General features: G+C 72.6%; 19 protein-coding genes. 18 read left to right on the top strand and 1 reads right to left on the bottom strand.

All coding sequences use genetic code 11. The features are described 5' to 3' along the window. The first annotated feature begins 3 nt into the window (after positions 1-3). The 12 genes from DDW44_RS03700 to DDW44_RS03640 all read left to right on the top strand — a co-directional run bounded on the left by DDW44_RS03700 (position 4) and on the right by DDW44_RS03640 (position 12,710). Positions 4-1,440, top strand: a complete 1,437-nt coding sequence (locus tag DDW44_RS03700; protein ID WP_018890366.1) for a UDP-N-acetylmuramoyl-tripeptide--D-alanyl-D-alanine ligase — start codon at positions 4-6, stop codon at positions 1,438-1,440. After that, positions 1,437-2,507: a phospho-N-acetylmuramoyl-pentapeptide-transferase gene (gene mraY / locus DDW44_RS03695; RefSeq protein ID WP_017947439.1), complete on the top strand. Its 1,071-nt coding sequence runs from the start codon at positions 1,437-1,439 to the stop codon at positions 2,505-2,507. Before DDW44_RS03700 ends, mraY begins: the two co-directional genes overlap by 4 nt. Further along, positions 2,504-4,006 (top strand): UDP-N-acetylmuramoyl-L-alanine--D-glutamate ligase, encoded by a 1,503-nt coding sequence (gene murD, locus DDW44_RS03690; RefSeq protein ID WP_108905514.1) that lies wholly within the window; start codon positions 2,504-2,506, stop codon positions 4,004-4,006. Before mraY ends, murD begins: the two co-directional genes overlap by 4 nt. 204 nt (positions 4,007-4,210) lie before the next feature. Beyond that, a complete protein-coding gene (gene ftsW, locus DDW44_RS03685; protein ID WP_108905513.1) occupies positions 4,211-5,539 on the top strand; it encodes a putative lipid II flippase FtsW in 1,329 nt (442 codons plus the stop codon). Positions 5,540-5,545: 6 nt separating this feature from the next. Then, on the top strand, positions 5,546-6,634 hold the full coding sequence (gene murG / locus DDW44_RS03680; protein WP_017947442.1) for an undecaprenyldiphospho-muramoylpentapeptide beta-N-acetylglucosaminyltransferase: 1,089 nt from the start codon (positions 5,546-5,548) through the stop codon (positions 6,632-6,634). A gap of 21 nt (positions 6,635-6,655) precedes the next feature. Beyond that, the gene (locus tag DDW44_RS03675) at positions 6,656-7,456 is read left to right on the top strand and encodes a cell division protein FtsQ/DivIB (RefSeq protein ID WP_108905512.1); all 801 of its coding nucleotides are present in this window, start codon (positions 6,656-6,658) and stop codon (positions 7,454-7,456) included. Positions 7,457-7,736: 280 nt separating this feature from the next. Then, a complete protein-coding gene (gene ftsZ, locus DDW44_RS03665; protein WP_108905510.1) occupies positions 7,737-8,942 on the top strand; it encodes a cell division protein FtsZ in 1,206 nt (401 codons plus the stop codon). A gap of 28 nt (positions 8,943-8,970) precedes the next feature. Further along, complete coding sequence (gene pgeF, locus DDW44_RS03660; RefSeq protein WP_244223955.1) at positions 8,971-9,696, top strand: peptidoglycan editing factor PgeF; 726 nt, start codon at positions 8,971-8,973, stop codon at positions 9,694-9,696. Next, entirely contained in the window at positions 9,693-10,412 is a 720-nt protein-coding gene (locus tag DDW44_RS03655) for a YggS family pyridoxal phosphate-dependent enzyme (protein ID WP_108905508.1), read from the top strand. The genes pgeF and DDW44_RS03655 overlap by 4 nt, the downstream gene beginning before the upstream one ends. Positions 10,413-10,546: 134 nt before the next feature. Further along, positions 10,547-11,194 (top strand): cell division protein SepF, encoded by a 648-nt coding sequence (locus DDW44_RS03650; RefSeq protein ID WP_017947447.1) that lies wholly within the window; start codon positions 10,547-10,549, stop codon positions 11,192-11,194. A gap of 78 nt (positions 11,195-11,272) precedes the next feature. Next, the gene (locus DDW44_RS03645) at positions 11,273-11,569 is read left to right on the top strand and encodes a YggT family protein (protein WP_017947448.1); all 297 of its coding nucleotides are present in this window, start codon (positions 11,273-11,275) and stop codon (positions 11,567-11,569) included. A gap of 49 nt (positions 11,570-11,618) precedes the next feature. Next, positions 11,619-12,710, top strand: a complete 1,092-nt coding sequence (locus DDW44_RS03640) for a DivIVA domain-containing protein (protein ID WP_026165227.1) — start codon at positions 11,619-11,621, stop codon at positions 12,708-12,710. A gap of 393 nt (positions 12,711-13,103) precedes the next feature. Here DDW44_RS03640 and ileS read toward each other — a convergent pair whose 3' ends face one another. Then, positions 13,104-16,292, bottom strand: coding sequence for an isoleucine--tRNA ligase (ileS, locus tag DDW44_RS03635; protein ID WP_027731550.1), 3,189 nt, complete (start codon positions 16,290-16,292; stop codon positions 13,104-13,106). Positions 16,293-16,868: 576 nt separating this feature from the next. On the opposite strand from ileS, the gene DDW44_RS03625 reads away from it, so the two are divergent. From DDW44_RS03625 to DDW44_RS03600, 6 genes are all read left to right on the top strand, one after another. After that, positions 16,869-18,338, top strand: a complete 1,470-nt coding sequence (locus tag DDW44_RS03625) for a TraR/DksA family transcriptional regulator (protein ID WP_108905507.1) — start codon at positions 16,869-16,871, stop codon at positions 18,336-18,338. 103 nt (positions 18,339-18,441) lie between these two features. Continuing rightward, entirely contained in the window at positions 18,442-19,002 is a 561-nt protein-coding gene (lspA, locus tag DDW44_RS03620) for a signal peptidase II (protein WP_017947453.1), read from the top strand. 180 nt (positions 19,003-19,182) lie between these two features. Beyond that, positions 19,183-20,124: an RluA family pseudouridine synthase gene (locus DDW44_RS03615; RefSeq protein WP_017947454.1), complete on the top strand. Its 942-nt coding sequence runs from the start codon at positions 19,183-19,185 to the stop codon at positions 20,122-20,124. Further along, positions 20,121-20,666, top strand: coding sequence for a GNAT family N-acetyltransferase (locus tag DDW44_RS03610; RefSeq protein ID WP_166802712.1), 546 nt, complete (start codon positions 20,121-20,123; stop codon positions 20,664-20,666). The genes DDW44_RS03615 and DDW44_RS03610 overlap by 4 nt, the downstream gene beginning before the upstream one ends. 455 nt (positions 20,667-21,121) lie before the next feature. Further along, positions 21,122-22,708 (top strand): Na+/H+ antiporter, encoded by a 1,587-nt coding sequence (locus DDW44_RS03605; protein WP_108905506.1) that lies wholly within the window; start codon positions 21,122-21,124, stop codon positions 22,706-22,708. A 111-nt stretch (positions 22,709-22,819) separates the two neighbouring features. Beyond that, positions 22,820-23,566, top strand: coding sequence for an SDR family NAD(P)-dependent oxidoreductase (locus DDW44_RS03600; protein WP_108905505.1), 747 nt, complete (start codon positions 22,820-22,822; stop codon positions 23,564-23,566). The last annotated feature ends 111 nt before the right edge of the window (positions 23,567-23,677 follow it).

Here is a 23,677-nt window from a genome sequence, read left to right as displayed (position 1 = left end):
CCAGTGATCAGCCTCTCCCTCGCCGAGATCGCCGAAGCCGTCGGCGGGCAGCTCCACGACATACCGGATCCGTCCGTACGCGTCACCGGGCCCGTCGTCCGCGACTCCCGCGAGGTCGTGCCCGGCAGCCTCTTCGTCGCCTTCGCCGGCGCCCGCGTCGACGGCCACGACTACGCCGCGGACGTGGTCGCCGCGGGTGCGGCCGCCGTACTGGCCTCGCGGCCCGTCGGTGTTCCCGCCGTCGTCGTGGACGACGTCCAGAGGGCCCTCGGCGCGCTGGCCCGCGCCGTGGTGCGGCGCCTCGGCGCCACCCTGGTGGCCCTCACCGGCTCCGCGGGGAAGACGAGCACCAAGGACCTCATCGCCCAGGTGCTGCGCCGCAAGGCGCCGACCGTGTGGACCCCCGGCTCGCTCAACAACGAGATCGGTCTGCCGCTGACCGCGCTCAGCGCCACCGACGAGACCCGGTTCCTGGTCCTCGAGATGGGCGCCCGCGGCATCGGCCACATCCGCTACCTCACCCAGCTCACCCCGCCCCGCGTCGGCGTGGTGCTGAACGTCGGCAGCGCCCACATCGGCGAGTTCGGCGGCCGCGAGCAGATCGCCGAGGCCAAGGGCGAGCTCGTGGAGACGCTGCCCTCCGCCGAAGCGGGCGGGGTGGCCGTCCTCAACGCCGACGATCCCCTCGTCCGCGCCATGTCGGCCCGTACCCGGGCACGTGTCGTGCTGTTCGGTGAGTCGGACGAAGCGGACGTACGCGCCGAGAACGTCCGACTCCTGCCCGGTGGACAGCCCGCATTCCTGCTTCGCACACCCTCCGGGTGCAGCGACGTGACCTTGCGGCTGTACGGTGAGCACCACGTGTCGAACGCGCTCGCCGCGGCCGCCGTCGCCCATGAGCTGGGCATGTCCGTCGACGAGATCGCCACCGCGCTCTCGGAGGCCGGCACCCTCTCCCGCTGGCGTATGGAGGTCACCGAGCGTCCGGACGGCGTCACGATCGTCAACGACGCCTACAACGCGAACCCCGAGTCCATGCGCGCCGCACTCCGTGCGCTCGCCGCCATGGGCACGGCCGCCGAGGCCGCCGGGGGGCGCACGTGGGCGGTGCTCGGTCCGATGGCCGAGCTCGGCGGTGAGGCGCTGGCCGAGCACGACGCGGTCGGACGGCTCGCCGTCCGGCTCAACGTCAGCAAGCTCGTCGCGGTCGGGGGCAGGGAAGCGTCCTGGCTGCAACTGGGCGCATATAACGAGGGTTCGTGGGGTGAGGAGTCGGTGCACGTGTCCGACGCGCAGGCGGCGGTCGACCTGTTGCGCAGAGAGCTGCGCCCGGGAGACGTCGTGCTGGTGAAGGCTTCCAGGTCGGCCGGGCTCGAGCGGATCGCCGAGGCGCTGCTCGCCGACACCCCTCCGGCCGAGGGGCAGGTCGCCGGCCGATGAGGCAGATCCTCTTCGCGGGAGCCATCGGGCTCTTCCTGACGCTCATCGGTACGCCGCTGCTGATCAAGCTGCTGGCCCGCAAGGGCTACGGGCAGTTCATCCGCGACGACGGCCCGCGCAGCCACGGCAGCAAGAAGGGCACGCCCACCATGGGCGGCATCGCCTTCATCCTGGCCACGCTGATCGCGTACGCCCTGACCAAGGTGATCACCGGCGAGGACCCGACCATCCCGGGTCTGCTGGTGCTGTTCCTGATGGCCGGCATGGGCCTGGTCGGCTTCCTCGACGACTACATCAAGATCGTCAAGCAGCGGTCGCTGGGCCTGCGGGCCAAGGCGAAAATGGCCGGCCAGCTGATCGTCGGCATCGCCTTCGCGGTGCTGGCGCTGCAGTTCCCGGACAACCGGGGCAACACGCCCGCCTCCACCAAGCTGTCGTTCGTCACCGACTTCGGCTGGTCGATCGGGCCGGTGCTGTTCGTGGTCTGGGCGCTGTTCATGATCCTGGCGATGTCGAACGGCGTGAACCTCACCGACGGCCTGGACGGCCTGGCCACCGGCGCCTCCGTGATGGTCTTCGGCGCGTACACCTTCATCGGCCTGTGGCAGTTCCAGGAGTCCTGCGCCAACGCGATGACGCTGACCAACCCCGCCGCCTGCTTCGAGGTGCGGGACCCCCTCGATCTCGCGGTGGTGGCCGCCGCGCTGATGGGCGCCTGCTTCGGCTTCCTGTGGTGGAACACCTCCCCGGCGAAGATCTTCATGGGCGACACCGGCTCCCTGGCGCTCGGCGGCGCGCTCGCCGGCCTGGCGATCTGCTCCCGCACGGAGCTGCTCCTGGCGCTCCTCGGCGGCCTGTTCGTCCTGATCACCCTGTCCGTGATCATCCAGGTCGGCTCGTTCCGGCTCACCGGGAAGCGCGTCTTCCGGATGGCCCCGCTGCAGCACCACTTCGAGCTCAAGGGCTGGTCCGAAGTCCTGGTCGTGGTCCGGTTCTGGATCATCCAGGGCATGTGCGTCATCGTGGGACTGGGCATCTTCTACGCGGGCTGGGCGGCCGACAAGTGAGTACGCGGGACTGGCGGGGCAAGCACGTCACCGTCGCCGGGCTGGGCGTGAGCGGCATCCCGGCCGCCCGCGTCCTGCACGGCCTCGGCGCGGTCGTCACCGTCGTCGACGACGGTGACGACGAGCGCGCGCGGGCCCAGGCGGCGGAGCTGGAGTCCTGGGCGGCGGCGCACCGCGACCCGAACGAGGAAGACGGCGGGCGGGCGGGCATCACCGTCCGCCTCGGCGACGGCGACACCCTGCCCGAGGGCACCGAGCTGGTCGTCACCGCGCCCGGCTGGAAGCCCGGCAAGCCCCTCTTCGCGGCGGCCGCCGAGGCGGGCGTCGAGGTCTGGGGCGACGTCGAACTCGCCTGGCGGCTGCGCGGGACGGACGGCGGCCGGGCGGCACCCTGGCTCGCCGTCACCGGCACCAACGGCAAGACCACCACCGTGCGGATGCTCGCCGCGATCCTGACGGCTGCGGGCCTGAAGACCACCGCCGTCGGCAACATCGGGGTCTCGCTGCTGGACGCGGTACTCGGCGGCGAGGAGTACGACGTGCTCGCCGTCGAGCTCTCCAGCTACCAGCTGCACTGGGCCCCCTCGCTGCGCGCCCACTCCGCCGCCGTCCTCAACCTCGCCCCGGACCACCTCGACTGGCACGGCTCCATGGAGGCGTACGCCGCCGACAAGGGCCGCGTCTACGAGGGCAACACGGTCGCCTGCGTCTACAACGCCGCCGACCCCGCCACCGAGGCCCTGGTGCGGGAGGCGGACGTCGTGGAGGGCTGCCGCGCCGTCGGCTTCACCCTCGGCACACCCGGCCCCTCGCAGCTCGGCGTCGTGGACGGCATCCTCGTCGACCGCGCCTTCGTCGAGAACCGGCAGAAGCAGGCGCAGGAACTCGCCGAGGTCTCCGACATCGCGGCGTCCTCCTCCCGGGGGACCAGCGCCGGGCCCCCGGCCCCGCACAACATCGCCAACGCCCTCGCCGCGGCCGCCCTGGCGCGCGCCTTCGGGGTCCCGGCGGCCGCGGTACGGGACGGCCTGCGGGCGTTCCGGCCCGACCCGCACCGCATCGAGTACGTGGACGAGGTCGACGGCGTCGCGTACGTGGACGACTCCAAGGCCACCAACACCCATGCCGCGGAAGCGTCCTTGGCGGCCTACGAGCCGATCGTCTGGATCGCGGGCGGTCTCGCCAAGGGCGCGACATTCGACGAGATCGTCGGGAAGTCCGCGAAACGGCTGCGCGGTGCGGTGCTGATGGGCGCGGACCGGGCGCTGATCGCCGAAGCCCTGGCGCGACACGCCCCCGAGGTCCCGGTGGTCGACCTCGACCGGACCGACACTGGGGCGATGCCGGCGGCGGTCCGCGAGGCGGCACGGCTCGCACGGCCGGGGGACACGGTCCTGCTGGCTCCCGCCTGTGCCTCGATGGACATGTTCGCCAACTACAACAAGCGAGGCGAGGCGTTCGCGGACGCGGTCCGCGCCCTCGCCGCCGAGCGCGCCTGACCGGACCTGGCCCCGCCGTCACGACCCGGCGGCGCGGGCCACGACCTGGAGGGGACAGCGACATGCCACCCGACGCGACCACGACGCCCGATCCCCGCCGCCCCGGCGGCGCGGCGACCGGGCGGCCCCGGGCCGCCCGGCGCGAGCCGCTCACCGCCGGGGCGCGCGCTCGGCCGGGCCCGGCGCCCGCCCGCCCTCGCCGGGCTGCCGGAGTCGCGCTGCGCGGCGGCCGCGCGCCGCGCGCGGACGCGGCGGCGTACGGCCGGGCCGTCGGCGGCGGCCCGGTCCCGCCCGCCCCGCGGCGGCGGACTGCGCAGGCTGTACGAGCAGGCCCGCCGGGCCTGGGACCGGCCGCTCACCGCCTACTACGTGATCCTCGGCGCCGGCCTGCTGATCACCGTGCTCGGCCTGGTGATGGTCTACTCCGCCTCGATGATCACGGCATTGAAGTACTCGCTGCCGTCCTCGTACTTCTTCCGCAAGCAGTTCCTGGCCGCCGTCATCGGCACCGGACTGCTGCTGATCGCCTCCCGGATGCCCCTGCGGCTCCACCGCGCCCTGGCGTACCCGATCCTCGTCGTCAGCGCCTGCCTGATGGTCCTGGTGCAGATCCCCGGGATAGGGCAGTCGGTCAACGGCAACCAGAACTGGATCTCCCTCGGCGGGCCGTTCCAGCTCCAGCCCAGCGAGTTCGGCAAGCTGGCGCTGATCCTCTGGGGCGCCGACCTGCTGGCCCGCAAGCAGGACAAGCGGCTGCTCACGCAGTGGAAGCACCTGCTGGTCCCGCTGGTCCCGGTGGCCTTCACCCTGCTCGGGCTGATCATGCTCGGCGGTGACATGGGCACCGCGATCATCCTGACCGCGATCCTCTTCGGGCTGCTCTGGCTGGCCGGCGCCCCGACGAGGCTGTTCGTGGGCGTGCTGTCCGTCGCCGCGGTAATCGGAGCCGTCCTGATCGGGACCAACCCCAACCGGATGGCCCGCTTCCAGTGCGTCGGCGCCACCGACCCCGGCCCGGACGACAGCTGCTGGCAGGCCGTGCACGGGATCTACGCCCTCGCCTCCGGCGGATGGTTCGGTTCGGGAATCGGGGCGAGTGTGGAGAAGTGGGGCCAACTCCCCGAAGCGCACACCGACTTCATCTTCGCCATCACCGGGGAGGAACTGGGTCTCGCGGGGACACTGTCGGTGCTCGCGCTGTTCGCGGCTCTAGGCTATGCGGGTATCCGCGTGGCCGGACGCACGGAGGACCCCTTCGTGAGGTACGCCGCGGGAGGTGTGACCACCTGGATCACGGCCCAGGCCGTGGTCAACATCGGTGCGGTGCTCGGGCTCCTGCCGATCGCCGGTGTCCCCCTCCCGCTGTTCTCCTACGGGGGCTCCGCCCTGCTGCCGACCATGTTCGCGGTCGGACTGCTGATCGCCTTCGCGCGGGAGGATCCCGCGGCGAAGGCGGCCCTGGCCGTGCGGCCCGGGATGAGATGGAAGACGATGAGACGGCGCGTCAAGGAACGTCCGTCCGGAGAGCGGTGAATTTCGGTGCATGTCGTACTCGCCGGCGGGGGGACCGCCGGCCACATCGAGCCCGCGCTCGCCCTCGCGGACGCCCTGCGGAGGCAGGATCCGACGATGGGCATCACGGCCCTCGGTACCGAGCGCGGCCTGGAGACCCGGCTCGTCCCCGAGCGGGGCTACGAGCTGGCGCTGATCCCCGCCGTGCCGCTGCCGCGCAAGCCGACGCCCGAGCTGATCACCGTCCCGGGCCGGCTGCGCGGCACGATCAAGGCCGCCGAGCAGGTCCTGGAGCGGACCAAGGCCGACGCCGTCGTCGGCTTCGGCGGGTATGTGGCCCTGCCCGGGTACCTCGCGGCCAAGCGGCGCGGCGTCCCGATCGTCGTCCACGAGGCCAACGCCCGCCCCGGGCTGGCCAACAAGATCGGTTCGCGGTACGCGGCCGCGGTCGCCGTGTCCACGCCCGACAGCAAGCTGCGGGACGCCCGCTACGTCGGGATCCCGCTGCGCCGCTCCATCGCCACCCTCGACCGTGCCCGGATGCGGCCCGAGGCGCGTGCCGCCTTCGGGCTGGACCCCAACCTGCCGACCCTGCTGGTCTCCGGCGGGTCGCAGGGCGCGCGACGGCTCAACGAGGTGGTCCAGCGGGTCGCTCCGCTGCTTCAGCGCTCCGGCATCCAGATCCTGCACGCGGTCGGGCCGAAGAACGAACTGCCGCACGTGGACAACATGCCCGGAATGCCGCCGTACCTCCCGGTACCGTACGTGGACCGGATGGATCTCGCGTACGCCGCCGCCGACATGATGCTGTGCCGCGCGGGCGCCATGACCGTCGCCGAGCTCTCCGCCGTGGGCCTGCCCGCCGCGTACGTACCGCTGCCGATCGGCAACGGCGAACAGCGGCTCAACGCGCAGCCCGTGGTGAAGGCCGGCGGCGGGCTGCTGGTCGACGACGCCGAGCTCACCCCCGAGTGGGTCCAGGGCCATGTGCTCCCGGTGCTCGCCGATCCGCACCGGCTGTACGAGATGTCCCGCGCGGCCTCCGAGTTCGGGCGCCGGGACGCAGACGATCTGCTTGTCGGAATGGTGTACGAGGCGATCGCGTCACGCCGATAGGCACGGCGAAGGGCAGGGAGCATGGCCGGACCGACGACCGCCGAACGCGGCACGCGCAAGCCCGGCGGGCGGCCGCCGGCCGGCCGGGACCGCAAGGGCCCGCCGCCGCGCCGCCGCCGGCTCCCCGCCCCCCGGCTCCTGGTCTCCCTGCTCGCCGCCGCCGTACTGACCGGCGGCGGCCTGTGGGTGCTGTACGGCTCCTCGTGGGTCCGGGCGGAGCGCGTCGAGGTCTCTGGCACCCGGGTCCTGACACCCCGTGAGGTCGAGCTGGCCGCCGGTGTCCCGCTCGGCAGCCCCATGGTCTCCGTGGACCTGGACCGGATCGAGAGCAGGCTGCGCGACCGGCTCGCGCGGATCGACTCGGTCGAGGCGGAGCGTTCCTGGCCGCACGGTGTCGAACTGCGCGTGACGGAGCGGAAGCCCGTGCTTCTGATGCGCAAGGGCGCCCGGTATGTCGAAGTGGACGCCAAGGGCGTCCGGTTCGCCACCGTGGACAAAGCGCCCAAGGCGGTACCACTGGTGGAATTGACGGCGGATCAGTCCCCCGGCGTCCGGCGCTTCGGTGGGCAGCGCCTGCTGAAGGAGGCGGCCCTGGTCGTCTCCCGGCTGCCCGCCCCGATCGTCAAGGACCTGCTGAGCGTACAAGTCATTTCGTACGATTCACTCACGCTGAAGTTGACGCGGGACCGTGAGGTGATGTGGGGCAGCAGCGAGAAGAGCGAAGTCAAGGCGCGTGCGCTCACCGCCCTGATGAAAGCCGCCCCCCGCGCCGGGCGCTTCGATGTGAGCGCCCCAACCGCCCCTGCGGCGTCGGCGAGTTGACGTACAAACGTGCAGGCCAGCACCCTGGTTGGTCAGCGCGACGGCTGATCACATAGGGTGAAAAGAAAAACGGGAGGTTCGGCGTGTTCGTTGAACGCACGCCACGTGTCGACTTAGTGTCTCGTTCGAGAGAGTCCAGGAAGCAGGGACACTGGTAACCCTAAACTTCAACGTTAGGGTTCGGGTCGGCATTTCGGACCGTCCCAATCGGCATCCGTCGTCGCGGCGCGGCCACCACCGCGAAGTGGCGACTCGTAACTCGAGGCGAGAGGCCTTCGACGTGGCAGCACCGCAGAACTACCTCGCAGTCATCAAGGTCATCGGTGTCGGCGGCGGTGGTGTCAATGCCATCAACCGAATGATCGAGGTCGGTCTCAAGGGCGTCGAGTTCATCGCGATCAACACGGACGCGCAAGCCCTGTTGATGAGCGACGCCGACGTCAAGCTCGACGTCGGCCGCGAACTCACCCGCGGCCTCGGGGCCGGAGCCAACCCGGGCGTCGGTCGCAAGGCGGCAGAGGACCACCGGGAGGAGATCGAGGAGGTCCTCAAGGGGGCCGACATGGTCTTCGTCACCGCCGGCGAGGGCGGCGGCACCGGCACCGGCGGCGCCCCCGTCGTGGCCAACATCGCGCGCTCGCTCGGCGCCCTCACCATCGGCGTGGTCACCCGGCCCTTCACCTTCGAGGGCCGCCGCCGCGCCAACCAGGCCGAGGACGGCATCGCCGAGCTCCGCGAGGAGGTCGACACCCTCATCGTCATCCCGAACGACCGGCTGCTGTCCATCTCGGACCGCCAGGTGAGCGTGCTCGACGCGTTCAAGTCCGCGGACCAGGTGCTGCTGTCCGGCGTCCAGGGGATCACCGACCTGATCACCACGCCCGGTCTCATCAACCTCGACTTCGCCGACGTCAAGTCCGTCATGTCCGAGGCCGGCTCCGCCCTCATGGGCATCGGCTCGGCCCGCGGCGACGACCGCGCGGTGGCCGCGGCCGAGATGGCGATCTCCTCGCCGCTGCTGGAGGCCTCCATCGACGGGGCCCGCGGCGTGCTGCTCTCCATCTCCGGCGGCTCCGACCTCGGCCTGTTCGAGATCAACGAGGCCGCCCAGCTGGTGAGCGAGGCCGCCCACCCCGAGGCCAACATCATCTTCGGTGCCGTCATCGACGACGCGCTGGGCGACGAGGTGCGGGTCACCGTCATCGCGGCCGGGTTCGACGGCGGCCAGCCCCCCGCCCGGCGTGACAACGTGATCGGTTCCGCCTCCGCCAAGCGCGAGGAGCCCGCCCCGGCGTCCCGGCCGGAGCCGCCGCGCTCCCTCGGCGGACTCGGCACCGTGACCCCGCGCGAGGAGACCGCCCCCGCCGAGCCGGCCCCCGCGGCGAACGAGATCTCCGTGACGCAGAGCTCCTCGCCGCAGGTGCCGCCGGCCCGGCCGTACGACAGCTCGGCGGAGGAGCTGGACGTCCCGGACTTCCTGAAGTGATCTTGAAGTGATAGCGGAGCACAACCGAGTGGGCGGCGCCCACTTCGCCTTCACCGACCGGTGGGGCGGGGTGAGCGCCGCTCCGTACGACGAGCTCAATCTCGGCGGCGCGGTCGGCGACGACCCCGTCGCCGTACGTGCGAACCGGGAACTCGCGGCCCGGCGGCTGGGTGTCGACCCGGCGCTCGTGGTCTGGATGAACCAGGTGCACGGCCGGGAGGTCGCCGTCGTCGAAGGTCCCTGGACCGGCGAGGACGTCCCCGCCGCCGACGCGGTGGTCACCGCCCGGCGCGGTCTCCCGCTCGCGGTGCTCACCGCCGACTGCACACCGGTGCTGCTGGCCGACCCGGTCGCCGGCGTGGTGGGCGCCGCGCACGCCGGACGCCCCGGGATGGTCGCCGGGGTGGTGCCGGCGGCGGTCGAGGCGATGGTCGCACTCGGCGCCGAACCCTCCCGGATCACCGCCCGGACCGGACCCGGGGTCTGCGGGCGGTGCTACGAGGTGCCCGCGGCCATGCGCGCGGAGGTCGCCGCGGCCGAGCCGGCGGCGTGGGCCGAGACCGGCTGGGGCACCCCGGCCGTGGACGTCGCCGCCGGGGTGCACGCGCAGCTCGCGGCGCTCGGTGTGCGTGACCGGATCGCGTCGCCGGTCTGCACACTGGAGTCGGGAGACCACTTCTCCTACCGGCGCGACCGCACCACCGGGCGGCTCGCCGGATATGTGTGGCTGGACCGCGAGAGAGACGACGCATGACCGAGCGCAGGACCGAACTCGCCGAGAACCTGGCGCGGGTGGAGGAACGTATCGCCTCCGCCTGCGCCGCGGCCGGGCGCAAGCGGGAGGAGGTGACGCTGATCGTGGTCACCAAGACCTATCCCGCGAGCGACGTCCGCCTGCTGCACGAACTCGGGGTGCGCCACGTGGCCGAGAACAAGGACCAGGAGGCGGCCCCGAAGGCGGCAGCCTGCTCGGATCTGACGCTCACCTGGCACTTCGTCGGTCAGCTTCAGACCAACAAGGTCCGTTCCGTCGCCGGTTATGCCGATGTCGTGCAGTCGGTCGACCGGCCGAAGCTGGTACGCGCCCTGTCCGCGGCGGCGGTACGGGCCGGACGCGAACTGGGCTGCCTCATCCAGGTGGCCCTCGACGCGGAATCCGGGCGGCAGGGCGACCGGGGCGGCGTGGCTCCCGACGGCATCGAGGAGTTGGCCGCCGCCGTGGACGCGGCCCCGGGCCTCCGGCTCGACGGGCTGATGACGGTCGCCCCCCTCTCGGGGCCGTACGCGGGGCGTCAACAGGCCGCTTTCGAGCGGCTGGTGGAATTCGCATCCCGCCTGCGCGCGGACCGTCCGGCTGCGAACATGGTGTCGGCGGGGATGAGTGGGGACCTCGAGCAGGCAGTGGCGGCCGGAGCGACACATGTGCGCGTCGGTACGGCGGTGCTCGGAGTCCGACCCCGGCTCGGGTAACGTCGCGAAGCAAGTCGGACCACAGCAGAAAATATGGTCATTTCCGTCGAAAGGCGGACAGGCCGAGTGGATCGCGGGCACTTGGTGACGTAGCCGAACGAAGCCGATCCACCACAGAGCGGAGGACTCAGAGAATGGCCGGCGCTATGCGCAAGATGGCGGTCTACCTCGGCCTCGTGGAGGACGATGGGTACGACGGCCGGGGATTCGACCCCGACGACGACTTCGAACCCGAGATGGAGCCGGAGCCCGAGCGGGACCGTCGCCGTCACCAGCCCCCGCACCAGGTGGAACGGGAGGAGCCGGTGCGCGTGGTCCAGCCGCCGGCCCCGCGGGAGTCCGCGCCGCGACCCGCCGCCGCGTCCCCGTCGCCGGCGGCTCAGCTCGCCGCGGAATCAGGACGTCCGGCGCGAATCGCACCCGTGGCATCCATCACACCTGAACGTCCGAGTCTGGAGAAGAACGCACCGGTGATCATGCCCAAGGTTGTGTCCGAGCGGGAGCCCTACCGCATCACGACTCTGCACCCGCGGACCTACAACGAGGCCCGTACCATCGGGGAACACTTCCGCGAGGGCACCCCGGTGATCATGAATCTGACCGAGATGGACGACACCGATGCGAAGCGACTTGTCGACTTTGCGGCGGGGCTCGTCTTCGGTCTCCATGGCAGCATTGAGCGGGTGACTCAGAAAGTCTTCCTCCTCTCGCCTGCTAACGTCGATGTCACGGCGGAGGACAAGGCCCGCATCGCAGAGGGCGGGTTCTTCAACCAGAGCTAGAACGAGCAAGAACACGACCGAGGGAACGACCCGGCCGCGAGGCCGGACAACGAGAGCCAGGGGAGAGGGAAGCGCGGGATGAGCGTCGCACTGCAGGTGATCTACATCGCTCTGATGTGCTTCCTCATCGTGCTGATTTTCCGGCTGGTCATGGACTACGTCTTCCAGTTCGCCCGCTCGTGGCAACCCGGGAGGGCGATGGTGGTCGTCCTGGAGGCCACCTACACTGTCACCGATCCACCGCTCAAGCTTCTGCGGCGGTTCATCCCGCCGCTGCGTCTCGGGGGCGTGGCACTCGATCTGTCCTTCTTCGTTCTGATGATCATCGTCTACATCCTGATCTCCGTCGTGAGCAGCGTGGGGAGAGGGATGTGAACGGTACGGTCTTGCCGACTGCCGACGACTACGTAGAGGTGAAGTAGAGATGCCGCTGACCCCCGAGGACGTGCGGAACAAGCAGTTCACGACCGTCCGCCTCCGAGAAGGCTATGACGAGGACGAGGTCGATGCCTTTCTCGACGAGGTCGAAGCCGAGCTGACGCGCCTCCTCCGGGAGAACGAGGACCTGCGCGCGAAGCTGGCGGCGGCGACCCGGGCGGCCGCTCAGAACCAGCAGCAGGGCATGCGCAAGCCGCCGGAGCCGCAGGACGGCCGCGGTCCCGGCGCCCCCGTGCCCGCCGCCATATCCGGACCCCCGGTCCAGCAGCAGCCCCCGCAGATGGGTCCCCCCCAGCTGCCCGGTGGAGCCCCTCAGCTGCCGGCCGGTCCCGGTGGTCACGGTCCTCAGGGTCATCCGCAGGGTCACCCGCAGGGTGGTCCGATGGGCCCCGGCCCGATGCAGGGCGGTCCCATGGGCGGCCCGATGGGCGGCCCCATGGGCGGTCACGGCGGCCCGCAGCTCCCGGGCCAGGGCCCGGGCGGCGACAGCGCGGCACGTGTGCTGTCGCTGGCCCAGCAGACCGCCGACCAGGCGATCGCGGAGGCCCGTTCCGAGGCCAACAAGATCGTCGGCGAGGCCCGCTCGCGCGCCGAGGGCCTGGAGCGGGACGCCCGCGCCAAGGCCGACGCGCTGGAGCGGGACGCGCAGGAGAAGCACCGCGTCGCGATGGGCTCGCTGGAGTCCGCCCGCGCCACGCTGGAGCGCAAGGTCGAGGACCTGCGCGGCTTCGAGCGCGAGTACCGCACCCGTCTGAAGTCGTACCTGGAGAGCCAGCTGCGCCAGCTGGAGACCCAGGCCGACGACTCGCTGGCCCCGCCGCGGACTCCGGCGGCCGCCTCGCTGCCCCCGTCCCCGTCGATGGCTCCGGCCGGCGCCGGAGCCCCCTCCTTCGGCGGCAACCAGACGATGGGCGGCAACCAGGGCATGGGCGGCGCCCCGTCGTACGGCGGCCAGCAGCAGATGTCCCCGGCGATGACCCAGCCGATGGCACCGGTCCGGCCGCAGGGCGGCCCGCAGCCGATGCAGCAGGCGCCGTCGCCGATGCGCGGTTTCCTCATCGACGAGGACGACAACTGACGGCGGGTTAGGGCGCGAAGCGCGCTCGGCCGTCGGCAGGCCAACGGGCCGGGCCCGGGACTCAGGTCCCGGGCCCGGCCCGTTTCGCGTGTGCGATGGCGCGCCCGGCGGTGGGCGTCGCGGTCCGGGGGTGTCCGGAGGTAGGGGGTGTTCGGGGGTCGCGGCCGGTACGGTGGGCGGCCGCCCCTCCGCGGGACCGCGCGACGCCGCGTCAACCGCCCGCGGATGCACCGATGACGGCTCCGGCCGACTGCCGCCGACGGACGCCCACGGACGCCCACGGACGCCCACGGACGCCGAAGGGCGCCGATGGCCGCCGGCGGTCGCCGACGCGAAGGGTCCGGCACCCGAAGGGGCCGGACCCTCGCTGCGGGACGCGGGACGCGGGACGCGTCAGGCCTTGCGGAGGCGGAACGTCAGGGACAGACCCTCGTCCGTGAACGGCGCCCCGTACGCGTCGTCGCCCTCGCCCGTCGCGAAGTCCGTCGCCAGGACCTCGTCGGCGATCAGCCCGGAGTGGTCCGTGAGCGCCGAGGCGACCTCGGCGTCCGAGGACGCCCACCGGAGTGCGATGCGGTCCGCGACGTCCAGGCCGCTGTTCTTGCGTGCCTCCTGGATCAGCCGGATCGCGTCCCGGGCGAGCCCCGCCCGCCGCAGCTCCGGGGTGATCTCCAGATCCAGCGCGACCGTGGCGCCCTGGTCGGAGGCGACCGACCAGCCCTCGCGGGGCGTCTCCGTGATGATGACCTCCTCCGGAGAGAGGGTCACCTGCTCGCCGGCGACCTCGATCACGGCCGAACCGGAGCGCAGCGCCAGCGACAGCCCCGCCGCGTCAGCCGCGGCCACGGCCTTGGCGACGTCCTGCACGCCCTTGCCGAACCGCTTGCCCAGCGCCCGGAAGTTCGCCTTCGCCGTCGTGTCGACGAGGGATCCGCCGCCCGCTGGACCAGCGGAGGCATCAGTCAGCGACGCCAGGGCGGAGACGTTGAGCTCCTCGGTGATCTGCGCGTGCAGCTCGGGCGGCAGGGACTCGAAGCCGGGGGCCGCGACCAGCGCCCGCGACAGCGGCTGCCGGGTCTTCACCCCCGACTCCGCGCGGGTCGCACGGCCCAGCTCCACCAGCCGGCGGACCAGCGCCATCTGCCGGGACAGCTCCGGGTCCACGGCGGCGAGGTCGGCCTCCGGCCAGGTCGCGAGGTGCACGGACTCCGGGGCCTCCGGCGTCACCGGGACCACGAGGTCCTGCCACACGCGCTCGGTGATGAACGGGGTGAGCGGGGCCATCAGCCGCGTCACGGTCTCGACCACGTCGTGGAGGGTGCGCAGCGCCGCCGCGTCGCCCTGCCAGAACCGCCGGCGGGAGCGGCGCACGTACCAGTTCGACAGATCGTCCACGAAGGACGAGATCAGCTTGCCGGCGCGCTGGGTGTCGTACGCCTCCAGCGCCTGCGTCACCTGGCCGACCAGCGCGTGGAGCTCCGAGAGCAGCCAGCGGTCGAGCACCGTGCGCTCCGCCGGTGCCGGGTCGGCGGCCGAGGGCGCCCAGCCCGAGGTGCGGGCGTACAGCGCCTGGAAGGCCACCGTGTTCCAGTATGTGAGCAGCGTCTTGCGCACGACCTCCTGGATGGTGCCGTGCCCCACCCGGCGGGCCGCCCACGGCGAGCCGCCGGCGGCCATGAACCAGCGCACGGCGTCGGCGCCGTGCTGGTCCATCAGCGGGATCGGCTGCAGGATGTTGCCCAGGTGCTTGGACATCTTGCGGCCGTCCTCGGCGAGGATGTGGCCGAGACAGACGACGTTCTCGTACGACGACTTGTCGAACACCAGCGTGCCGACGGCCATCAGCGTGTAGAACCAGCCGCGGGTCTGGTCGATCGCCTCGGAGATGAACTGCGCCGGGTAGCGCTTCTCGAAGATCTCCTTGTTCCGGTACGGATAGCCCCACTGCGCGAACGGCATGGACCCCGAGTCGTACCAGGCGTCGATGACCTCGGGTACCCGCGTCGCCGTCGCGGAGCACTGCGGGCAGTCGAAGGTGACCGCGTCGATGAACGGGCGGTGCGGGTCCAGGCCCGACTGGTCCTCCCCGGTGAGCTCGCTCAGCTCGGCGAGCGAGCCCACGACGGTGAGGTGGTCCTCCTCGCAGCGCCAGATCGGCAGCGGGGTGCCCCAGTAGCGGTTCCGCGACAGCGCCCAGTCGATGTTGTTGTGGAGCCAGTCGCCGTACCGGCCGGTCTTCACCGACTCCGGGAACCAGTTGGTGCCCTCGTTCTCCGCGAGCAGCCGGTCCTTGATCGCGGTGGTGCGGATGTACCACGACGGCTGCGCGTAGTAGAGCAGTGCCGTGTGGCAGCGCCAGCAGTGCGGGTAGCTGTGCTCGTACGGGACGTGCCGGAAGAGCAGGCCGCGGGCGGCCAGGTCCTGGGTGAGGGCCTCGTCGGCCTTCTTGAAGAACACGCCGCCGACGAGCGGCACGTCCTCCTCGAAGGTGCCGTCGGGGCGGACCGGGTTCACCACGGGGAGCCCGTAGGCGCGGCAGACCTTGAGGTCGTCCTCACCGAAGGCGGGGGACTGGTGGACCAGACCGGTGCCGTCGTCCGTGGTGACGTACTCGGCGTTGACCACGTAGTGCGCGGGCGCCGGGAAGTCGACGAGCTCGAAGGGGCGGCGGTAGCCCCAGCGCTCCATCTCGGAGCCGGTGAACGTCTCGCCGGTGGTCTCCCAGCCTCCCTCCGGGCCCTGCGGCCCGGGAGGTGCCCCCACACCGAGGACCTTCTCCAGCAGCGGCTCGGCGACGACGAGCTTCTCCTCGCCGTTCGTCGCCACGACGTAGGTGACGTCGGGGTGGGCGGCCACCGCGGTGTTGGACACCAGGGTCCACGGGGTCGTCGTCCAGACCAGCAGCGACGCCTCGCCGGCGAGCGGGCCGGAGGTCAGCGGGAAGCGGACGAAGACGGACGGGTCGACGACGGTCTCGTAGCCCTGGGCCAGCTCGTGGTCGGACAGGCCGGTGCCGCAGCGCGGGCACCAGGGGGCGACGCGGTGGTCCTGGACCAGCAGGCCCTTGCCGAAGATCTCCTTCAGGGACCACCACACGGACTCGATGTACTCGGGGTCCATGGTCCGGTACGCCTCGTCCAGGTCGACCCAGTAGCCCATGCGGGTGGTCAGCTCGGCGAAGGCGTCGGTGTGGCGGGTCACGGACTCCCGGCACTTCGCGTTGAACTCGGCGATGCCGTACGCCTCGATGTCCTTCTTGCCGTTGAAGCCGAGTTCCTTCTCGACGGCGAGCTCGACGGGCAGGCCGTGGCAGTCCCAGCCGGCCTTGCGGGCCACGTGGTAGCCCCGCATCGTCCGGAAGCGCGGGAAGACGTCCTTGAAGACGCGGGCCTCGATGTGGTGGGCGCCGGGCATGCCGTTGGCCGTGGGCGGGCCCTCGTAGAAGACCCACTCGGGGCGGCCCTCGGACTGCTCGAGGCTCTTCGCGAAGACCTTGTTCTCCCGCCAGAAGTCGAGCACGGCGTGCTCGAGCGCGGGCAGGTCGACCTGGGCGGGTACCTGGCGGTACTGCGGCGGCGTCATGTACGGGCTCCTCCAACGGAGTGTCTCTGTTCCGTCGGAGGGACGAGAGCCGATGCGCTGCGCTCCCGCGGTACCACCCTCCTTGGCCCTCCGGCGCGCGGCCGGGGAGCCCCCTCATTGGGGCAGCGATGCCGGCTCTACTGGCCCCGGTGTGCCCGCGGGCGTTCTTCCGGCGGCTCCGGGGTGATCCTTCGCGCCGCGCTCGCCCCCGGGCTCTCACCGTCCCCGGGTCGCTCATGGCCGCGTACGACGCTACTCGTCCCCATCCACGCCTTTCGCTTCGCCCAGTGTACGGGCCCGGCAGCCACGCGGCCGACCGGATTTCCCGGACGACCGCCGGGCCGGGCCCGGGCGGACGCGTGACCCGAATGGCCACAAGGGTCCCGGCCGGTTCCGGCGGCCCGCGCCCGGCGGATTAGGGGGCGGGGAGCTGGGCACAACGGATGCAGGCTCGCGTTGGGGAAGGCGCGGGGCGGGCCGGAAAGGCGGCGTGCCCCGTTGCCGCGGCGCTGGGGTCGATTTATCGTCCCAGCACGATGCGCGAGCAAGATCACAATATGTGAAGGGGCCGCGGCCATGGTGGCGAAGAAGACCGCCGTGAAGAAGACGGCGTCAGCAAGGTCCACCGCCGCTGCGGGGGCGGCGGCCAAGGAGACGAACGGCAAGAAGCGCGTCGTCGCGAAGAAGTCCGCCGGGAGGGTGGCCAAGGCGGTCGCCTCCGGTGCGCACGCGCACGCCGGGGCCGGGTCCGGGTCCGGGACCTCCGCGGACACCAGGGGGAAGGCCGCCGGACCCGCGAGGAGCACCGCGCGCAAGGGCACGGCTGCGGCCAAGCGGTCCGCCACGGCCCGGTCCGCGGGCACCGGGCGGTCGGCGGCGGCGAGCAGCTCGAAGGGCCCCGCCCGGGAGCACCTCGCCGAGGAAGCGGCAGAGTCCGCCGGTACGGCCGCGGAGCCCGCGAAGGAGCCGGCCCGCAAGGCGGCGAGGAAGGCGACGGCCCGTGCCGCGGCGAAGACGGACGCGGGCTCGAAGACCGGCGGTGCGGAACGGAGCCCGGACGCGGGTACGAGGACCACCGGCGCGGGCACGACCGCCGCGGCCGCGAAGCGGAGCGCCGCGGCGAAGAAGACGGCGGCCGGGAAGAAGACGGCGGCCGGGAAGAAGACGGCGGCCGGGAAGAAGACGGCGGCCGGGAAGAAGACGGCGGCCGGGAAGAAGGCGGCGGCCGGGAAGAAGGCGGCGGCCGGTGGGAAGGCCGCGGCCGCGCGGAAGACCGAGGCGCCCGGCGAGGCGGCGGGCGGGAAGGCGCCGGCTGGGAAGAAGACGGCGGCCGAGCGGAAGGCCGCTGCGTCGAAGAGGGCGGCGGCCGGGAAGAAGACGGTGGCCGGGAAGAAGGCGGTGGCCGGTGGGAAGGCCGCGGCCGCGCGGAAGACCGTGGCGGGCGAGGCGGCGGCCGGGAAGGCGCCGGGCAGGAAGGCGGCTGCGAGGGCAGCCGCCGGAAAGGCCGCCAGGGCGGCCGAGGAAGCGGTCGAGGCCGCGGAGCAGACAGGAGCCAGGACGGTGGCAGCCAAGAAGAGCGCGGGCGGGTCCGTTACGGCCGCGAAGGACACCGCGCCGCCGGTGCCGCAGGCCCGTGTCGCCGCGGCACCGGGGGACCTCGCGGTACGGCCGGGGGAGGACCCGTGGACGCCCGAGGAGGTGGCCGCGGCGCGCGCCGAGCTGGAGAGCGAGCTGGCCCGGCTGCAGGCCGAGATCAGCCACTCCGAGGAGGCGCTGACCGGGCTGATGCGGGACTCCGGGGACGGGGCGGGGGACGACCAGGCCGACACCGGCACCAAGAACATCACGCGGGAGCACGAGATGGCGCTGGCCGCCAACTCCCGCGAGATGGTCGAGCAGACCGAGCGGGCCCTGCACCGTCTGGACGCGGGCACGTACGGCCTGTGCGAGGTGTGCGGGAACCCGATCGGCAAGGCCAGGATGCAGGCTTTCCCCCGGGCGACCCTGTGCGTGGAGGACAAGCAGAAGCAGGAGCGGCGGGGCTGACCCCGCCCCCGGCTCCGGGCAGCGGGCACTGTGTCCGGAGCCGGGCCCGCAAGGTGCGTGCCGTACCCTCGTGACCAGTCGGCACCTAGGTTGAGGGACTCACGTGGCAGAGGCGGAGCGCATCATCGGTACGCCGGACGTAGACGACGAGGCCGCGGCTCCCGCCGAGCGGCCCAGGGGCAGGCGCCGGGTCTTCACCCTGTTCGCCGTGGCCGCCGTGGCGTACGCGCTGGACCTGGCCAGCAAGATGCTGGTCGTCGCGAAGCTGGAGCACCACCGGCCGATCCGGGTCATCGGCGACTGGCTCACCTTCGAGGCGGTCCGCAACCCCGGTGCCGCGTTCGGTTTCGGCGAGGCGTTCACGATCATCTTCACGATCATCGCGGCCGTGGTGATCGTGGTGATCGTGCGGCTGGCGCGCAAGCTCTACAGCCTTCCGTGGGCGATCGCGCTCGGCATGCTGCTCGGTGGGGCGCTGGGCAATCTCACGGACCGGATCTTCCGCTCGCCCGGGGTCTTCGAGGGCGCGGTCGTCGACTTCATCGCGCCGAAGCACTTCGCCGTGTTCAACCTGGCGGACTCGGCGATCGTGTGCGGCGGCATTCTCATCGTGATCCTTTCGTTCAGGGGCCTGGACCCGGACGGCACGGTCCACAAGGACTGAGGCTCCGCGAGGACTGAGGCTCCGCAAGGACTGAACCCGGAGGGCGCGGTCCGCGGTCCGCGAGCCACGGCACCGCGGCGGCGCCGGGCCGGGAGGGACCGCGGTCCCGAGACGGGCGGCCGGGGGCGGGTTGTCCACAGGCGGACCCGGTCACAGGGACCGACAAGGCATACTCGACGGGTGAGCACGATTCCCGAAACCCGCACCCTGCCCGTTCCCGACGGCCTCGAGGGCGAGCGCGTCGACGCCGCCATATCGCGCATGTTCGGCTTCTCCAGGACGAAGGCGGCCGAGCTCGCGGCCGCGGGCAAGGTCCAGGTCGACGGCTCGGTCGTGGGCAAGTCCGAGCGGGTGCGCGGCGGGGCCTGGCTCGAGGTCGAGATGCCGCAGGCTCCCGCCCCGGTGCAGGTCGTCGCCGAGCCGGTCGAGGGCATGGACATCGTGCACGACGACGAGGACATCGTCGTGGTCGTGAAGCCGGTCGGGGTGGCGGCCCACCCGAGCCCGGGATGGACCGGGCCGACGGTGATCGGCGGACTGGCCGCGGCCGGGTACCGGATCTCGACGTCGGGCGCGGCGGAGCGGCAGGGCATCGTGCACCGCCTGGACGTCGGCACGTCCGGGCTGATGGCGGTCGCCAAGTCGGAGCGCGCGTACACCCTGCTCAAGCAGCAGTTCCGGGAGCGCACGGTCGACAAGCGGTACCACGCGCTGGTGCAGGGCCACCCGGACCCGCTGAGCGGCACGATCGACGCACCCATCGGCCGCCACCCCCAGCACGACTACAAGTGGGCCGTGACCGCCGAGGGCAAGCCCTCCGTCACGCACTACGACCTGATCGAGGCGTTCCGCGCCGCGTCGCTGCTGGACATCAAGCTGGAGACCGGCCGTACGCACCAGATCCGCGTGCACATGGCCGCACACCGCCACCCCTGCGTCGGAGACCTCACCTACGGTGCCGACCCGACGATGGCCCGGCGGCTGGGGCTGACCCGGCAGTGGCTGCACGCGGTGCGCCTGGGCTTCGAGCACCCGGCGGACGGCCGCTGGGTCGAGTTCGCCAGCGACTACCCCGCGGATCTGCAGGCGGCGCTGGACCGGATCGCCGCGGAGAGCGCATGAGCGGGCAGCCGGAAGCGGGGCTGCCCGCGGACGCCGTCGCCCCGGACGCCGTCATCCCGGACGCCGTCACCCCGGGCGGCTACGCCGTGCGTGAGGCGACGGACCCCGCGGACCGCGAGGCGTGCTTCTCGGTGCGCAAGGAGGTCTTCGTCGTCGAGCAGCGAGTGCCGCAGGAGATCGAGTACGACGCGTACGACGCCGAGGGCGCGGACACGATCCACGTTCTGGCCGTCGGCCCGGAGGGCCCGCTGGGCACGGGCCGGCTGCTGTACGGCCCGGCGGCGGCCGGCAAGACCGGGGGCGACCCGTCGGTCGGCTCCCTGGGGCGTCTCGCGGTGACCGGGGCCGCCCGCGGCCGTGGCGTCGGCGCGGCGCTCGTCCGCGCGATCGAGTCCGCGGCCCGTGCGCGCGGACTCACCGCCGTCGATCTGCATGCGCAGACCCACGCGCTGCCGTTCTACGAGCGCCTCGGCTACGCGGCCTACGGCCCCGAGTTCCCGGACGCGGGCATCCCGCACCGCGCCATGCGCCGAGCGCTCTGACCGGACGTCCCAGCGGCGCGTGGCCGCGCCGCTGGGCGACCGCCGTACCCGCACCTCCGCCGCCGCGTCTGCGGCGGGGCCCCGGTGCTGCCCGTGCCGTGTCCGGCCGGGTCCGCCGTGTCGGGCGGGACCGTGCCCAGGCGGGGTCCCTCGCGCCCCGCGCCGGTACGCCCAGTGCGCCCAGTGCGTCGAGTCCGCCGGGTCCGCCGCGCCTGGTCCGGTAGGCCGTCGCCGTCGCCGTCGCCGTTGTCCCCCGTGTTGCCGTCGTCCCGCCGCTTCCGCCATCCCGGCCGTTGCCGTCCCCGCCCACACGCGACGGGTCCGCCGTGGCCCGTGGCGGGCGCTCGGTGGATACCCGGCGGGCGATCAGGCCGGGCTTATGCGGATGAATCCGGTCAAACACATGGCACGCTGGACGCGGTGATCGTCGCAGGACATACCGTCGAGGGGCGCTCGTGGACCAACTGGCTCTGCTGTTCGTGCTGTTGCTGGGAGCCGTGGTCACCGTGCCGCTCGGGGAGCGGCTCGGGCTGCCCGCGCCGGTGCTGATGACGCTCCTCGGAGCCGTCCTCGCCCTCCTGCCCTTCGTCCCCAACGTCTCCATCCCGCCCGAGCTCATCCTCCCGCTGCTGCTTCCCCCGCTGCTGTACGCCGCCGTCCAGCGCACGTCCTGGCGGCAGTTCACCGCGAACATCCGGCCGATCCTCCTGCTCGCCGTGGCCCTGGTCTTCGTCACCACCACCGCCGTCGCGGCCGTCGCGCAGGCGGTCTTCCCCGCGCTGCCGATCGCCGCGGCGGTCGTCCTGGGCGCGCTCGTGGCTCCGCCGGACCCGGTCGCCGCCACCGCCGTGGCGGGCTCCCTCGGGCTGCCCCGCAGGCTCGTGTCGATCCTGGAGGGGGAGGGGCTGTTCAACGACGTCACCGCGATCGTGCTCTACCACGCGGCGGTCGGCGCGGTCGTCAGCGGTACGTTCTCGTGGCCCGGGGCCGTCGGCGAGCTCGTGCTCTCCGCCGTCGTCGCCGTGGCCGTCGGACTCGCGCTCGGCCGGCTCTCCGAGTGGCTGATGGGGCGGCTCGGCGACCCGACCCTGCAGATCGGGCTGACCCTGCTCGTGCCGTTCGTCAGCTATGTGATCGCCGAGGACCTGCTCGGCTCCGGTGTGCTCGCCGTGCTGGTCACCGCCCTCTACCTCGCCGAGCACGCCGTGGACGCCGACGACGTGCTGTGGCGGCTCGCGGGCAACACCTTCTGGCAGGTCGTGGACACCCTCGTGACCGGTGTCGCCTTCGGCCTCATCGGTCTGGAGCTCTACCACGTCTTCGGTACCGCCGACAGCCCGGGCGGACGGCTGGTCGCGGGGTCCGTGCTCGTCGTCGCCACCGTCATCGGAGTGCGGCTGCTGTATCTGCTGCCCGCCGCCCGGCTCGCCAAGCGGCTCCACAAGCGGCGCGACCTCGACGAGGAGATCCCCGTCGGCTGGCGCGAGACCGTGGTCATGTGGTGGTCCGGGATGCGGGGCGTCGCCTCGGTCGCGCTGGCCCTGGCGATTCCGCTGCGCACCGAGGACGGATCACCGTTCCCGGGCCGGGACGTGATCGTCTTCATCGCCTTCGCAGTGATCATGACGACGCTGGTCCTCCAGGGACTGACCCTGCCCTGGCTCGTCAAGCGGCTCGGCGTACGGGCCGACACCGACGCCGAACGTGCGCTGGAGCGGGACCTCGCGCTGCGCGCGGCCAGGGCCGCCAAGCACCGGCTGAAGGAGATCGAGGAGGTCGAGGAACTGCCGGAGGACCTCGCGGACCGGCTTCAGCGCGCGGCCTACGACATCGGCACCCGGATCAGTCCGGACATCGTCGGCGAGGAGCGCCGCGAGTGGTTCGCCAGGCGGGCGGGCCGGCAGCGGGCGTTCCTGCGGGTGCAGCGCGAGATGCTGTCGGCCGCCCGGCACGAGGTGCTCGCCGCGCGCAGCGAGCCCGGCGTGGACCCCGAGGTCGTCGACCGCGTCCTGCAGCACCTGGACGTGCGCAGCCTGCGCTGAGCGGCTCCGTGTGGACGCGGTGCCCGGAGACCGGCCGCACGGGGCGGTGACCGGCCGTACGGGGCGGTTTCGGACCGGCTCCCGGAGGCGGCGCGGCCGTAGGATCGGCGCATGGCGCGCACCGTGGTGATCAGTGGCGGGGGTACCGGAATCGGGCTGGCGGCGGCGGAGGCGTTCGCCGCGGACGGTGAGCGGGTGCTGCTGCTGGGGCGGCGCGAGGAGGTGCTCGCACGGGCAGCCGGGCGGATTCCCGGCGCACGCTACTGCGCCGTGGATCTCTCCGAGCCCCGGGACGCCGACCGCGCCGCCCGGTTCGTCGCGCGGGAGTACGGCACGGTGGACGTGCTCGTGCACAGCGCGGGCGGCAGCGGCAGGCTGGAGGCCCGGGCCGGGTCCGAGGACCCGCTGGAGGCGGTCGCCCACGACTGGACGCTCGCCTTCCGGCTCAACACCCTTACCGCGGCGCTCCTCACCGAGGCCCTCGAGGGCCATCTGGCCACACCCGGAGGTCGCGTCCTCTTCCTCAGCTCCATCGCGGCCTACCGGGGGTCCGGCTCGGCCGCGTACGCGGCCTCCAAGGCCGCGCTGCACCCCTACGCGCACGACCTGGCCCGCCGCCTCGGGCCGCGCGGCATCACGGTGAACCTGGTCGCCCCCGGCTATGTCGAGGAGACCGGGTTCTTCGGCGACGGGCTCGGGGAGGACCGCCGCAGGCAGCTCATCGCCGAGACGTCCACCGGCCGGGCCGGCCACCCCGGAGACGTCGCCCAGACCCTCCGCTGGCTGGCCTCCCATGCCGCGGCCCACATCACGTCCCAGGTCATCCAGGTCAACGGCGGTGCGGAACGCGGCCATTAGCCGGAACGGCGCCCGGTGGCGCGTGGTGCCGCCCGGTACCGCTCGGCGCCGCCGCGCATCGCCCGGAGCGTCCCTGTGCCGCCCGGTGCCGCCTGGCGTTGCCCGGCGTCG

It is taken from the genome of Streptomyces tirandamycinicus (assembly GCF_003097515.1).
Classification (GTDB): Bacteria; Actinomycetota; Actinomycetes; order Streptomycetales; family Streptomycetaceae; genus Streptomyces; species Streptomyces tirandamycinicus.
This window is presented reverse-complemented; position numbering and strand designations above follow the sequence as displayed.

Excerpts from the sequence above, each read along its gene's own strand:
- mraY (WP_017947439.1), top strand. The coding sequence starts at position 1,437 with ATGAGGCAGATCCTCTTCGCGGGAGCCATCGGGCTCTTCCTGACGCTC.
- DDW44_RS03675 (WP_108905512.1), top strand. The coding sequence starts at position 6,656 with ATGGCCGGACCGACGACCGCCGAACGCGGCACGCGCAAGCCCGGCGGG.
- DDW44_RS03655 (WP_108905508.1), top strand. The coding sequence starts at position 9,693 with ATGACCGAGCGCAGGACCGAACTCGCCGAGAACCTGGCGCGGGTGGAG.
- DDW44_RS03650 (WP_017947447.1), top strand. The coding sequence starts at position 10,547 with ATGGCCGGCGCTATGCGCAAGATGGCGGTCTACCTCGGCCTCGTGGAG.
- DDW44_RS03645 (WP_017947448.1), top strand. The coding sequence starts at position 11,273 with ATGAGCGTCGCACTGCAGGTGATCTACATCGCTCTGATGTGCTTCCTC.
- DDW44_RS03640 (WP_026165227.1), top strand. The coding sequence starts at position 11,619 with ATGCCGCTGACCCCCGAGGACGTGCGGAACAAGCAGTTCACGACCGTC.
- ileS (WP_027731550.1), bottom strand. The coding sequence starts at position 16,292 with ATGACGCCGCCGCAGTACCGCCAGGTACCCGCCCAGGTCGACCTGCCC.
- DDW44_RS03625 (WP_108905507.1), top strand. The coding sequence starts at position 16,869 with ATGGTGGCGAAGAAGACCGCCGTGAAGAAGACGGCGTCAGCAAGGTCC.
- DDW44_RS03610 (WP_166802712.1), top strand. The coding sequence starts at position 20,121 with ATGAGCGGGCAGCCGGAAGCGGGGCTGCCCGCGGACGCCGTCGCCCCG.
- DDW44_RS03600 (WP_108905505.1), top strand. The coding sequence starts at position 22,820 with ATGGCGCGCACCGTGGTGATCAGTGGCGGGGGTACCGGAATCGGGCTG.